Source organism: Bifidobacterium asteroides (genome assembly GCF_009683175.1).
Classification (GTDB): domain Bacteria; phylum Actinomycetota; class Actinomycetes; order Actinomycetales; family Bifidobacteriaceae; genus Bombiscardovia; species Bombiscardovia asteroides_H.
On sequence record NZ_WKKW01000009.1, the window covers coordinates 1 to 12,570 of the forward strand.

The 12,570-nt window shown below is 52.9% G+C and carries 16 protein-coding genes and 1 tRNA gene; 9 read left to right on the plus strand and 8 right to left on the minus strand.

Annotated features, from left to right (window positions below; genetic code table 11):
• Positions 1 to 737: 737 nt before the first annotated feature.
• Positions 738 to 1,601: a nucleotidyl transferase AbiEii/AbiGii toxin family protein gene (locus GKC41_RS08515; protein WP_154313829.1), complete on the minus strand. Its 864-nt coding sequence runs from the start codon at positions 1,599 to 1,601 to the stop codon at positions 738 to 740.
• Positions 1,598 to 2,551 (minus strand): type IV toxin-antitoxin system AbiEi family antitoxin domain-containing protein, encoded by a 954-nt coding sequence (locus GKC41_RS08520; protein WP_154313830.1) that lies wholly within the window; start codon positions 2,549 to 2,551, stop codon positions 1,598 to 1,600. Before GKC41_RS08520 ends, GKC41_RS08515 begins: the two co-directional genes overlap by 4 nt.
• 382 nt (positions 2,552 to 2,933) lie before the next feature.
• Between GKC41_RS08520 and GKC41_RS08525 the strand changes: the two genes are divergently transcribed.
• The 4 genes from GKC41_RS08525 (at position 2,934) to GKC41_RS08540 (ending at position 4,913) form a co-directional block, all read left to right on the plus strand.
• A complete protein-coding gene (locus GKC41_RS08525; protein WP_195760236.1) occupies positions 2,934 to 3,554 on the plus strand; it encodes a ParA family protein in 621 nt (206 codons plus the stop codon).
• On the plus strand, positions 3,551 to 3,799 hold the full coding sequence (locus tag GKC41_RS08530; RefSeq protein ID WP_154313832.1) for a hypothetical protein: 249 nt from the start codon (positions 3,551 to 3,553) through the stop codon (positions 3,797 to 3,799). The genes GKC41_RS08525 and GKC41_RS08530 overlap by 4 nt, the downstream gene beginning before the upstream one ends.
• A gap of 421 nt (positions 3,800 to 4,220) precedes the next feature.
• Complete coding sequence (locus GKC41_RS08535; RefSeq protein WP_154313833.1) at positions 4,221 to 4,499, plus strand: hypothetical protein; 279 nt, start codon at positions 4,221 to 4,223, stop codon at positions 4,497 to 4,499.
• Between the two features lie 84 nt (positions 4,500 to 4,583).
• Complete coding sequence (locus GKC41_RS08540; RefSeq protein WP_154313834.1) at positions 4,584 to 4,913, plus strand: hypothetical protein; 330 nt, start codon at positions 4,584 to 4,586, stop codon at positions 4,911 to 4,913.
• Between the two features lie 177 nt (positions 4,914 to 5,090).
• Here the strand turns inward: GKC41_RS08540 and GKC41_RS08545 are convergent, their stop codons facing one another.
• Positions 5,091 to 5,369, minus strand: coding sequence for a hypothetical protein (locus GKC41_RS08545; RefSeq protein WP_154313835.1), 279 nt, complete (start codon positions 5,367 to 5,369; stop codon positions 5,091 to 5,093).
• A gap of 167 nt (positions 5,370 to 5,536) precedes the next feature.
• Between GKC41_RS08545 and GKC41_RS08550 the strand changes: the two genes are divergently transcribed.
• On the plus strand, positions 5,537 to 5,803 hold the full coding sequence (locus GKC41_RS08550; RefSeq protein WP_154313836.1) for a hypothetical protein: 267 nt from the start codon (positions 5,537 to 5,539) through the stop codon (positions 5,801 to 5,803).
• A gap of 93 nt (positions 5,804 to 5,896) precedes the next feature.
• Here the strand turns inward: GKC41_RS08550 and GKC41_RS08555 are convergent, their stop codons facing one another.
• Positions 5,897 to 6,109: a hypothetical protein gene (locus GKC41_RS08555; protein WP_154313837.1), complete on the minus strand. Its 213-nt coding sequence runs from the start codon at positions 6,107 to 6,109 to the stop codon at positions 5,897 to 5,899.
• A gap of 211 nt (positions 6,110 to 6,320) precedes the next feature.
• Here GKC41_RS08555 and GKC41_RS08560 point away from each other — a divergent pair.
• Positions 6,321 to 6,415: transfer RNA gene (locus tag GKC41_RS08560), tRNA-Phe, on the plus strand.
• Positions 6,416 to 6,910: 495 nt separating this feature from the next.
• The gene (locus tag GKC41_RS08565) at positions 6,911 to 7,492 is read left to right on the plus strand and encodes a recombinase family protein (RefSeq protein WP_154313844.1); all 582 of its coding nucleotides are present in this window, start codon (positions 6,911 to 6,913) and stop codon (positions 7,490 to 7,492) included.
• Positions 7,493 to 7,572: 80 nt separating this feature from the next.
• Here GKC41_RS08565 and GKC41_RS08570 read toward each other — a convergent pair whose 3' ends face one another.
• The 3 genes from GKC41_RS08570 to GKC41_RS08580 all read right to left on the minus strand — a co-directional run bounded on the left by GKC41_RS08570 (position 7,573) and on the right by GKC41_RS08580 (position 9,507).
• Positions 7,573 to 8,235 (minus strand): DUF4062 domain-containing protein, encoded by a 663-nt coding sequence (locus GKC41_RS08570; protein WP_154313838.1) that lies wholly within the window; start codon positions 8,233 to 8,235, stop codon positions 7,573 to 7,575.
• 57 nt (positions 8,236 to 8,292) lie between these two features.
• Positions 8,293 to 9,066 carry a hypothetical protein gene (locus GKC41_RS08575; RefSeq protein WP_154313839.1) on the minus strand — a complete coding sequence of 258 codons (774 nt, stop codon included), beginning with the start codon at positions 9,064 to 9,066 and terminating at the stop codon, positions 8,293 to 8,295.
• Between the two features lie 237 nt (positions 9,067 to 9,303).
• Complete coding sequence (locus tag GKC41_RS08580) at positions 9,304 to 9,507, minus strand: hypothetical protein (protein WP_154313840.1); 204 nt, start codon at positions 9,505 to 9,507, stop codon at positions 9,304 to 9,306.
• 366 nt (positions 9,508 to 9,873) lie between these two features.
• Between GKC41_RS08580 and GKC41_RS08585 the strand changes: the two genes are divergently transcribed.
• Positions 9,874 to 10,242: a ribbon-helix-helix protein, CopG family gene (locus GKC41_RS08585; RefSeq protein ID WP_154313841.1), complete on the plus strand. Its 369-nt coding sequence runs from the start codon at positions 9,874 to 9,876 to the stop codon at positions 10,240 to 10,242.
• Between the two features lie 320 nt (positions 10,243 to 10,562).
• Here the strand turns inward: GKC41_RS08585 and GKC41_RS08590 are convergent, their stop codons facing one another.
• Positions 10,563 to 10,853: a hypothetical protein gene (locus GKC41_RS08590; protein WP_154313842.1), complete on the minus strand. Its 291-nt coding sequence runs from the start codon at positions 10,851 to 10,853 to the stop codon at positions 10,563 to 10,565.
• A 338-nt stretch (positions 10,854 to 11,191) separates the two neighbouring features.
• Between GKC41_RS08590 and GKC41_RS08595 the strand changes: the two genes are divergently transcribed.
• Positions 11,192 to 12,328: a replication protein RepA gene (locus GKC41_RS08595; protein ID WP_154313843.1), complete on the plus strand. Its 1,137-nt coding sequence runs from the start codon at positions 11,192 to 11,194 to the stop codon at positions 12,326 to 12,328.
• Positions 12,329 to 12,570: the final 242 nt, after the last annotated feature.

The following is a 12,570-nucleotide window of genomic DNA, read 5'->3' on the forward strand; positions in this document are numbered from 1 at the left end:
TTTAGTAGAGCGCCGGCGTACCTTTAGTAGAGCGCCGGCGTACCTTTAGTAGAGCCATAATCCTGAAACGCCTTGTATCATAAGGACTCAGGTACCCCCCATATAGAAATCTAGCTATCATATAGTCATCAACTAAATCAAACATATAATAGACGGAAAATATCAAAACCTTGCTAAGAAGACACAAACACTGGCCTCTACAGGAGCAGAACGAAAGCAATACCCGGATGAATCCCGCCAGGCAAATCTAGATGGCCCCACAATAAATATCTCCGACACGATTTTCATTTCCAAGGCTACTGGTATCTCTATCTCACCAAAGCTCTTGACAGTTAGACCAAGAGAGCGCTTCCGTTCCAGCCAAACACCCTTAGAACACCATTTAGACACATTATATTTTCGACCAACAGCTCATGGGCTTCATTTTTGACAGCATTGTCACCATTAAAGAGACAACAGATATACGAAACATATGCATAGAAATAGAATCAGGGAAATAACAGATTCAACGCCAGGCTGGGCTCTGTGTTTCCGACGTAATAAATCAGAGCAGGCTGAAAACAGGAGTTATCAGAAGGAATGCAATCAACATAGGGTGGCCTCAAGAATGAATTGCCTACTCCCAGACCTATAATTTGTTTGCTTTTAGGTGGACGAACCAAGACACCAAGTGTATGTCGACAGACAGCTTCACCTTACCGCAGCCTGTTAATCTAATTGTCCGGACAGATAAGGTTCTACAATTTACCTAATAGCGTCTTCAGTAAAACCTGCACCTTGTTGTTCGCATCCTGGAAGCTTATGCGTTCGTTGACCGGTACCAGAGTTGTATTCACTGTATCATATTCCGCCCGGTAGCGGTTCTCCTGCTTGGCCATATCCTGTAGCAAGTTGGCCAGATCACTCTTTTCAACTCCAGTCTCTTTCATCAGTGTTTTCAGATAATTAATGTTTACAGCGATTGCCAGTTTGTTCCGCAGCTCAGGCCTGACCGTAAGAATTGAGGACAGGTCGAATATATCCTTGGCTCTTAGGAGGCCGTTGGAGTTTCCCCTTTTCGGGTGTGTCGCTCGATAGCTCGGAGAATTCTGGCACAAGGAGATCACCTTCTCGTACACGATACGGATTAATGTGGCGACTGTTATGGGCGTTCTCGACTTGTTGTTGACTTGGGTCACGTAAAGCATGTTATTGTTGAGAGATATCTCGATGTCGAGACCTCTGTGTCCATTGAAACGCGGAACAGCTTTATTTGGTTGGCTCTTCTCCGCGATAGTAGCTGTGATTTTCTTCTGTACTTTGGGCGTGCCGTCAATAGGAAGATTTAAACTACGGAATCTTCGCACCTCCAGGTTGGAATCGCGGAATTCTTCATTAAGGGCCTCTTTGATGAGGTCTACCTGCTGGTCTGTGACCGAGTTCTCCTGAATGAACAGATCTATATCCTGGGAGGAGCGGTGGCTGATATTATGAGCAATCATCGCCTGTCCGCCGTGCAATGCGATTTTCCCGGCCAGCTCATCTATCGAGAACAGAGCTCGTAGGGCCATTTCTATGATGCGCTGGATATTCTCCGGGTCTGTGGTCGTTGAATTGGTCATTTGTTTCCCATGCCTTTCGGATAGTAAATTCCAATCTTCGAATCCAGCTGCCTACTGCACATGCCAGCTTCCAGATAGGTGATTAATTTTTTCTTATCCGGTTTTTCCATGCTTCTGGCCAGTTCCTTCTGGTGTTCGGAGTAACCCGCCCTATCCATATAAAAAAGTATATTCTTCTCATAAGGGAACAGATAGTCCCCGTCCATGAGCAGCTGCATCATCCTAAGAATCCTCAAACGATTCTTCGCCCTGCGGAATGCCTCAAGTACCTCACTAGCCCCGCCTGCATAATTCGTTCTGATGGCGCACTCGATCAGCGTCTTTTCCACGCTACTCACAGGCAAGCCGGATGGGGCACGCTGGGAGGGAATCTTGGTTATGCCGGTATCGACTGTGGCGGATTTATCAAGTAGATAAATCTCTCGCGTCACACCTTCATACTCGAATGTATATATGTTGCTGGTTGTCCTCGCAGGTTTGGAGAATGCAAGATTAAGCTGCTCCTGTGTCAGTTTCGTCGTCTTTTGATAATGCTTCTTAGGCTTTTTCCTTCCTTTCTTGACATAGATGGGTTTTGGAATATTCAATGTCAGCTCATGCAGATAAAGCGCGGAATAATGCGAAATATAGGAATTTGGGGCGAGAGAGAGAGCTATGGCGAAGGGTGAGATTGGACGGCTTCTGGGTATCAACCGGACAATCTGTTTGCCGTCAGTTTTCCTGACCAGATGCAGTTCCGTGAACAGATCAGTATCAGGAGACAGGATGTAACCCTTGAAGCGCGTCAGCGATGTTCGCTGCGGCAGATACTCATGCCTCTGCAGGGACTGATAGACTTTTTTGATCGAATTCATATTCAAGACGTAGTTAAAATCGCTACTTTCGGAAATCACCGCGTCATGCATGTCTTTTGGTCTGAATCTCTTGTAAAAAATGTACTGCAGACTCATTGCTTGGCACCTTCTTGTCCGCGCGGGTTGACAAATCGTTGTTTGTTTGATAAAGTATAAATACTTTATCAAATTGCAACAATACTATTTTTCTCCTGAAAAGTCAACGTAGCTTGACAAATTTATATTTACAGTATAAAGTATAAATACTTTATACAGGTTGTAATCGACCTGGCGAGCAGCGTCCTTCCCTCTAGTAGGTGAGCCTAAATCATGGATTCTGCTTAGACGGTCGCTTCTGATGGTTAGACGGTAGGTTCCACTCTCTGTGCTAGTTTTCAGAAAAAGGAGAGATAGAAACCGTAGTAAAAAATATTATAATTTTTTCATGAAAATATTATACTATATTCATGGTTGTGAATATCTTTTCTATGGAGGTCTCATGCGCATACCCATTATCAACGCCAAGGGTGGGGTGACGAAAACCACCAGCGCCATCTATTTGGCTTTGGCGGCGTCCAGAAACGACCAACCCGTGGAAGTGCTCGACGCCGATGTGCAGGGCCATGCCTCATTGTGGGCGTACGCCGCTGAAGACGCAGGTACGCCTCTTCCCTTCCCCGTGGCAATAACCAACATCGTTAATCTGGAGCGGCTCAAGCCCGACGATTCCAAATGGACGATCATTGACGCTGCGCCAAGCGGGAAGATCATTGATGTCTGCATACGCATAGCCGACTACATCATCATCCCGACCTCGGACTCTCCTATGGATCTGCAGCAGGTGCGGGCTGTCATGGACATCATCCCTCCGGAAAAGCCCTGCGCCGTGCTGGTCACCAGGGCACAGAGGAACACTAGGGCGTTCGGCCAGACCGTCGCCATGCTCGATGATACAGAGCACCAGGGGGCTCAGGCGATGCCCCGATTTGAGACGGTAATCCCCATGCGTCAGGACATCAAGAGGGCCATGGGTAGCGCCCCGAGCAAGCTCTACGAATATGGGGACGCCTATGTGGAGCTGAAAGAGGACATCGCCAGAATGAAGGAAGGAAACCGATGAAGAACAACCGCGCATACTCCCAGGATCTCAGATCACGCAAGCCACGGACCGCCAAGGACATCTACAACCCGAGCCGGCAGGTGTCGGAAGACGTGCAGAATCTGACGACCCTGAGCTTCAAAATGGATGCCGACCTCAAACTGCGCATGAAGCTCGTCGCGACTAGTAAGCATATGAAAATGGCGGAAGCTGGGCAACAAGCTATCAGGAAGTGGGTTGAAGAAAATGAAGAAAAGAAAGAATAAACAAAACTTGCATTAAAAAAAATAAAAAATTTTTATATATTCTCATTTTCTCTACCCGTGGCTTCACATACCTCGAAGTAATGACAAGAAAACATTAAATAATGAATAAAATAAAAAATATATAAATCATCTTATAGTAAATTAGCTTGTTCTCCCCGGTTGAGATGGAATGGCAGTTCTCCCGGCTGGAGAGCATAGCTCACCTCACCTGTCGGAAGTTTTCGTGCAGTGGTAAGACGGCGTATTTCGCCCTAGTGCCTCAGTCAAGCTTCGACAAGTAGAAAGCAGGGGAGAATATTCTCTAATGGAGTAATTTGTAGGAGTCATTAAGTGGAGTACTAAGGTGGAATATCGTGTGATGCAGTAACGAAAAATACCGAGGTGGTTTGAGAATGACAACAGATCAATAAAAGGAAAAACAATGCGATCTTTTGAATTTGTAAAGGTCGACGAATCTGCTCGCAAGCATGGCTTGAAGGATGAGGAGATCAGGTACGCCGTCCGCCACCCTTTCGGCTTCCAACAAACTCTGGGCAATCCTGAAAAGCCGACATTCGCGTTCGTTGGCCCCAGGCATGAAGGGGGCTCGCCCCATAACGCCATCGAGGTGATCGTGGCCAAGCGTGCGGACGGCTTTCTGCATGCATTCCACGCCATGCCCTTCACCGACAGGTGGAGGCATTTGCTGTATCGCAGATGACGGCGGATTGCTGAAGGACCCGCCATCCCGGACCGTTTGGCCCGGAGATGGCGGTCTCCCGATAAATAAGAAAGGAAAACGCAGGTGAGCTATACAAGCGAGGAGCTTGATGCAATGGCTGACCGGGGCGAGCTGAAGCCCGCGCCGGGGACTGCGGTGTACAGGGATCCCGGTGCTCCGGCCCTGACGGATAAGGATTTGATGAATATCTTCGCCGGCCGGCCCCGCGAAGAGGAGCGCCGACCCGTCAACGTGGAACTGCGCGTGAAGGTCACGCCGGCCATGAAGGAAGCCCTGAAGCACATCGCCCGGGAGGAGAACCTACACAACTCCTCGGCGCTGGTTCGCTCCGTCCTGGCGGACTTCATCCAGGAACGGGCAGGAAAAGGCAGAAGATTAGCAGATTCCCGATGAAGGGATTGACCTGCTTCCGGATGCCATTGTCCTAAAGCATAAGAAACCGGCCGCGACCCGGAAAAGGGCCGCGGCCTTTTCCTGATCAACGGCGGGGGAACGGTCGGGTCCGCAAGCGTGGTCCATGCTCCGGCCACGCTGGCAGCCGGGGCCGGGATCGCAAGTGGCGACGCCTGTCTAGGGGATCAGGCCGATGTACGTGACCTTGGCGGTGCCGTCGGCCATCTCCCTCCAGACTATGCCGTACGACTTCTTGTCTGCTCCGGGCAGATCGACCCGTACCCAGTGTGCGAGTCCTTTCTCGGTCTGCTGCTCATGGGCCCATTTGATGGGCCCTTCATCAAGAAGCTCCAGGACGCGGTACATCTCCTGGGCGAGGTAATAGTCGTTGGCGTAGTAATACTCGTACTGTTTCTGCGCCCTTTGGGTGGCGCGCACCCTCGTTAATGTGATCATACTGTACATTCTACCATTTTGTCACATTGAAGCACTTGTAACAAGAACATATTGTATCACTTGATTAAGTGTAACCATAATGAGGATATTGTTTGTGTGTCATTGAGCAAGTTGTTACACTGAGTAATAGCACGATACCGACATATGGCAAAGGTGTGCGGTGTGAAATGGTGGAACAAAATGCTGAGGAGACACATATGACTTCGACTATGCAAGAGCCTGTTCTGGTGAGTACGGATGCACGCAATCGAATCTCTCTTGGGAAGCACGGGAAGGGCCTGTACCGGGTGATGGAGACCAGCTACGGATACACCGTAGAGAGGGTGGAGGTAGTGAGCGAACGAGATAAACGACTGGCGAACAATAAAGAGTTCTGGGAAAAGGCCACTAAGGATTGGGATGCCGAGGCCGAGCCTATGCGGCTCAAACATTAAGCAAATTGCATTACTTATTAACAGCCTGTATATCCTTCAGAACGAGCAAGGACTGAAATCATAGGACGGAGGCAGCAAAGCACAAAAGCAGGATCAAATTCCGACAATCGCCAGCAATGGATGGAATTTGCCGACCCCGACCTTGACCATAAGGCCGGGGTCGCTTCGTAAACGACCATTAAACATCCGATAGGACGGCACGAAGGCACACTCGGGGCCGGCTACAGGAAGCAACGCAAGAAGCCGGTCGCCGTCTACCTGCCCATCAGCCTCTACAGGAAGCTTCGGCTCTACTGCTTCGACCACGAGACCTCGATGTCCACCCTCCTGAGCGACATGTGCAAGGAGCGCATGGACAAGGAAGACCCCCAGGCCGGCCGCTGAGCCGACATAGGACACCACCCTGCCTTACGGTTTTTCCGGATCTCAAACGTCAGACACTACATATGGTGGTAGAGCAGTGATACACTAGAAACCAGCCAAAAAGAAGACCACTGGGCATCATGGATCCCCAAACGGAGGGGTGGCAGAGTGGTCGAATGCAGACGCCTGAAAAACGTCAGATTGATTTTTGGTGAAGTTGATCCGCGGGTTCGAATCCCGTCCCCTCCGCCTTTCTTTCAAGACCCCGGCAGGATAAGCCGGGGTCTTGCATATGCGATGGGTACTTCTGCGACAGAAACCCCACGGCATGCAGAAGGCCCCCGGTATCGAGCCGGGGGCCTTCACCGTTTTCCGGGTAACCAGGTGTTTGAAGGGCACCTTCCGAAAAACGCCAGATTGATTTTTGGTGTATACGCATATTATCACGAAACAACGCGAAAAACAGCGATAGTGCCGTTATGTTACAGCAATGCAGGAAAATCACCTAAAGTCGTCACGTCGGAGCGACGCGGGAAAGTCACTTGAATTCGTCAGATCAAAATGACGTAGAAAAGCAAATTAAAAGCGACGCAGCAATGCGGGTTCAATAAACGACCGTTTCATATACAGTCGGCTCGTCATGCTTATTTGAAGAATCAATGCTGCGTATCTGTCGGTTTACTTGTTCTTTAATCTATGTATGATAATCGTATGGAAAGATAGACTGATTTGAGGGGAGGGCGCATGCTGATCGGCTATGCGAGGGTGAGCACGCTTGAGCAGAGCGAGGACCTGCAGACCGACGCGCTGAGGAAGGCGGGTTGCGGGAGGATCTACGTCGATCATTCCTCCGGGGCCAAGGCCAGCCGCCCCCAATTGGATCGGATGCTGGAGGCGCTGCGCGAGGGCGACACGGTGGTGGTATGGAAGCTGGACAGGCTGGGCCGCAGCGTGCAGAACCTGGCCGGCCTGATGGACCGGTTCCGCAGGCAGGGGGTGGGGTTCCGCAGCCTGACCGAGAACATGGACACCAGCACGTCCGGCGGGGTGATGGTCTTCAACATGTTCGCCGTCATGGCGCAGTTCGAACGGGACCTGATCCGGGAACGCACCATGGCCGGCCTGACGGCGGCCAGGGCGCGCGGCAGGAAAGGAGGCCGCCCCTACAAGCTCTCCGACAAGGACGTCGCCATGGTGCGCCAGCTGTACGACTCCAGGACCGTGACCGTCAAGGAGATAGCCGCCAGGTTCAACGTCAGCCGAAGCACCATCTACAAGGCGATCGGGCGGGCAGGGAAGAAGGAGCAGCACCAGGCGGGCATCTGAAGGAACAGCCATGCCGGCTTAAAGCGCCCGCCGCTCCTGCCGCTGACGGGACGGCGCCGCTTGTCCGGGCCCAGATGGGCCTATTTGGCCGAGGAGCCCGATGCTCCTCTGACCCAGCCTCGCAGGACGTTTTTGTCCATTTGGCTCAGAGACTGGTAGACGTCGCCGGCGATCTTCTCCGGGCTGTCTTCGATGTCCCAGAACATGAACGTGTGGTCGTCTTTCACCTTGTCTATAAATTTTGTGAGCAGTTCGTGTTCCTTATCGTCTTTCCAGCGTTTCTTCTCAGGCAGATCCCCGGGTTTGCGGCACAAGAAGGCCAGCACCCTGATATCAGGGTCTTCCATGGCCATCTCATACTCCTTTTGCGTATAGCTCTTATCCTCTTCGCCCGGTCGGGTCTTGGGTATGAGGCTGCCGTACCTGCCGCCTAGGATAAGCACGTAGATATCAGTGTCCTTGAGCCTGTCCCTGATGTATTCGAGCTGTCTTCCGTCGGCGGCCGTGAAGTCTTCCATGCCGATCGCTTTGTATTCCTTCGAAGAGTTCAGCCGCTGCAGCACGGCCGCACGGATGTCCTTCATGTCCTTGTAGGTCGAGCCCACGAACACCGTGTAGAGCTTCTGCCCCTCCTGCCCCGCTTGCGGCGCGCTCTGCTGATGCTCCGGCGCCGATTGATCCCCGGTATTTTGGATGTCTAGCTCTATTGCAGGTTCTATTTTCCCTAGTTGATGGACTTCCATAGGAAAATCATAAGACCAGGCTACAAGATTCCTCGCCCGGCTGCTCTCCTTCTCGGATCACACGGGGAAAAGACAAACAATGATTCCATCAAGAGCAAAAGTATAAGCAGCATAAGCACCGATAATTATTTTTCTCCGTCTGTCATTAAGTTTTTCCAGTTTATCGGACTGTTCCTCCCACACATCAATGAGGGCATCAGATTCGTCGACCGTGGATCGTGCCTGGGGCTGGGCTGCGGTGCCGGCCTGTGTCTGCTGGTCGGCCGGTGTCTGCTGGTCGGTCTGTGCTGCGGTGACGGTCTGTGCTGCGGTGCCGGCCGGTGTCTGCTGGTCGGTCTGTGCTGCGGTGACGGTCTGTGCTGCGGTGACGGTCTGTGCTGTGGTGACGGTCTGGGCTGCGGTGACGGTCTGTGCTGCGGTGATGGTCTGTGCTGTGGTGCCGGTCTGTGCTGTGGTGCCTGATTGCGGTGATTGCACCTGTGTTGCTGTGCCTAACAGCATGGGGGTCTTTATGGGGTTATATAGATCATTGATAATCACATAAGCGACAAAAACTACAATGCCCAGCAGTATAACAATACAGCCAGTGAGCAACCATAGTTGTGCATAATTTTTAATGGTCGCCCAGGTGGGCTTCGCCAAGAGGGAGATGAAGCCGGATAGTGCGCAGAGCCCGAGCAGGCGCTGCGCATGGTCCATTTGCTTGTCGCGCTGGTCTTTCAGGTCGTCGTACCTCTGCTGGGCTTGTTCAAGGGTCCGTTGAGGCGGTTGTTTTTGATTATCGTTCGCTGCATTGCCGCCAGGTTTGCTGTTGGTCTGCTGATTGGTCATGGATGCCTCCCTCTTCCTTCGATGCTAACGACATAATCCAACAACGCCTGGTCAGAATTCTATGCGCCGCTTCCTCTATTCAATTGAGGAAGCGGCGCCAGGCCCGTATTTGGCCTGGTGGATAACCGGCATGCGGGCGTCCGGTCACCAGCGGCGGCCCCTGGCCTGGAGCCTGGCGTAGATGGCCCGACGGCTGGCATACCATTCCCTGGTCTGCTGGTCCTGCTCGCGGGTGACTCAGGCCAGGTGCCCCATGGACCGGCCTATGTCGATCAGGTGCTCCTGCCGGCGCTGTTCGATCAGGGCATGCAGGTAGCGGCCCCTGGGGGAGTCCTCATCGATCAGGGTCACCCGCTGGCCCGCTAGCAGCTGGTCGATGACGCTGCCGGCCATCCGCTCGACCCTGGCCCTGTCCTCCGGAGACACTTCCTCGCCTGCCATGGCCCTTATCATAAAGACATATGGGGAGCGTACGCCCATACCATGGGTAAAGGGCCGGGTGTGCGTGCGGACGGGCTGTCAGAACCGCGAAAAAGCATATTAGGTTTTCGGTCAAAGGATCCGAAGCTGAAGCGAATCCTTGAGGAGGATGCCCGCCACAGCAAGGCCGCGTATGAAAAACCAAGGGAAAACCAGAAAAAGAACGTAATCCTTTACTGTAGGTCGTCAGTGTAGTACCACATAGATAGAAGGTAGGAGAGAGGAGCTCAAACGCTCAAGATGACCGGACCCGCCAACAAGCACGACCGGTAGACGGCCAAACAAGACCGACAAATAAACAATCAGAGAAAAACCGAGGTAAACATCATGCTTGCACACGAGTACGAGTCTAAGACGAAAGAGGAGCGTCGGCAGATGGAAGAGCTGGCCGCCAAGGCCGAACGCGGGGAGCGCCTGGACGTCGTACCAGGCTCCGTACGGCACATGGATCCGAACCGCGATGTGGACAAGGACCAGTTCTTCCGGGACCTTCATACGGAATTCGACCAGATGCGCCTGCGCCGGGCCGAGGCCACCCAGGTGGCACGGAAGACCTGGAAGATCCGGGTGCCCAAGGATCTGGACGACAAGGCCAACCAGTTGGCCAAGCAGGAGGGCACAAACAAATCCGCCATCATCCGTAAGGCTGTCGCCTGGTACCTCCAGAACACGGACAAGCGGCCGACAGCAGCTTGACGGCCGACGCGGGAGGATGTAAGGGCGTTCCGGGAATCCATGAAGATTGGAATTCCTGGGGTGCCCTTTTTCATGCGGCGGGAAGAAGCTGCGCGTAGGTGATTCCGCAGGGCATGTCCAGGACGGCCAGCCGGTCCTGGGCCATCATGGTGAACAGATTCTCCACCTCTATGCACGCGGTACAAGCCTGCCGGAGCCGGCAGGAAAGAACAGAGCCGGGCGTGCGCACCGGAAGAACTGCTGCAGCCCGAAGCGGGCATTCCACCGTTATCCCAGAAAGGACCCAAAACCATCTCACCGCATCCATAGAACACCAGCAATCACAGCCCACCAAACGTAACCACCCAAGCATCAGACCCACCAGTAATCACGAAATCACCATCAATCAACACACCCCAAGTGCACCAACCAGCGCAGACAGAAATCACGTCCAGACAAGCCACAATCAGACCAAATTCAAGAGATGGACTTCTTGCATTAAAATGTGTAAAATCCAGCGTTATCGTTGAAATAACGCCAAATTCTGCGCACGATGCGCGAATTCGACAAAATTCGGTTGCAAGGACATGTGCAAAATCAAAAATCTGCGCGGGAACCAATGCACGAAACAAGCGAGATCAACAGCCTTTATGTGGGGCGTTGCCTGTTGATGCAGCAAGCCGTACCTGCCGGTCCAAGGGCAAGAGGAGGATCCAGTGATTCTGCTTGGAGCAATGCATGAACAGCTACCACTGCAACGAGGACAAGGACGCCCTAAACCGGTTCGCCGACAAGTCAAAGATGACCCGCCAGCACAGAAACAAACAGCGGACGCCGAGCGGAAACCTTGAGCCCCGCCCCTTTGACAAGAACCGTCACTGCGTAGGTATACTGAATTTAGTAAGAAAAATCCCCGCCTGCCGGAAACAGAGCGGGGAACAAATCTAAGCAATAGAGAGTATATCTCCTTATGGAAGAATTCGCCAGTCAGAATCCTCGGCCCATGGGCGGGCCGCAATGGAAGCAGCTCAACAGGCAGCGCCGGGTCTACCTGATGCCCGACTTCTGCCGCATATCCCTGCCCATCCGCAACCCCGGGCCTGACGCAGCCGAATGGGTGCGCGTCAACGGCAGCCGGACCTACGTCCTCCACCCGCAGACCGTAACGACTCCGGGGAAGGGCATCACCCACATCTGGCCGTACGGGAAGAAGGCCAGGCTGCTCATGGTGTGGATAAGCACCCAAGTCGTGCGCCAGAAGAAGCACAACACCAGTCGCGTCATCATGCTCCCCTCCACACTGCGGCAGCTGATGGAGGACCTGGGCATCCAACGGAAGCCCCGCAAAACCGATTACGAGGACTTCAAACGCCAGATCGGCGCCCTGTCCTACTTCGACATGACTATAACCGAAATGAAAACAACCACCGAGACCATCTGGCAGGACACCAAAAAGGTCACTCTGGTCGAGGAATCCCACATAGGGTGGTCCCGCTACACGCCCAAGAACGGCGTTACCGAAGGCTCATACATCCAGCTCACCCAGGAGACCTGGGACAGGATGGCCAAAAGCACCCCGCTCTCAGCTGACATGGTGGAGATCCTCACATCCACAGGCCGAGGCGCGGAATTCGACATCTACGCATGGCTGTCGCAGCGCATATACGCGCTCAACCATTCACACGCCTACCAGACCCCGCTTATCACCTGGAAATCGCTCCAGAACCAAATGGGCTCGAACTACGCTGAAACACGAAACTTCGTCACCAGATTCAAACAGTCGCTGAAGCATGTGACCGCTCTCTGGAACGCGGCCCTGGCCGATGCCGGTGCAGAGGGCAGGCTTCATTACAGCATTGAGAAAGGCGGACTCCGCTTGTATCGGTCTCCCGTCAGCGTCGTTCCAAAGCCCAAGTGCTCCGATCACGCGGATACGCTGCATCAGGAAGCGAACCCCCTGTCCCAGAAGAAGGATAGCAAATCGACTGTGAAAGTCGAAGACTTCCCATCTGATCAGAGCTATGATGTCCTGGCCACACCCCCAATAAGCACCGACGAGGACTGGGACCAGATACCAATAGAGCCCATGGAATTTAAACAAGGATAACCTCCGTTCCATTACCCTCAGCCCGTCTCATTCCGTCTCTTCACTCACTCGCAGCACCAGCAGAGTCGACTCTTTGCTCCAAAAACTCCCACAACAACACTGCAATGATCAGTGGGCACCTCGCTGGTTTCCTGTCATACATCCCATCGGATCTTTCATGCCCAACAGCGTACTTTTAGTAGAACCAGCCGGCGTACCTTTAGTAGAGCGCCGGCGTACCTTTAGTAGAGCGCCGGCGTACC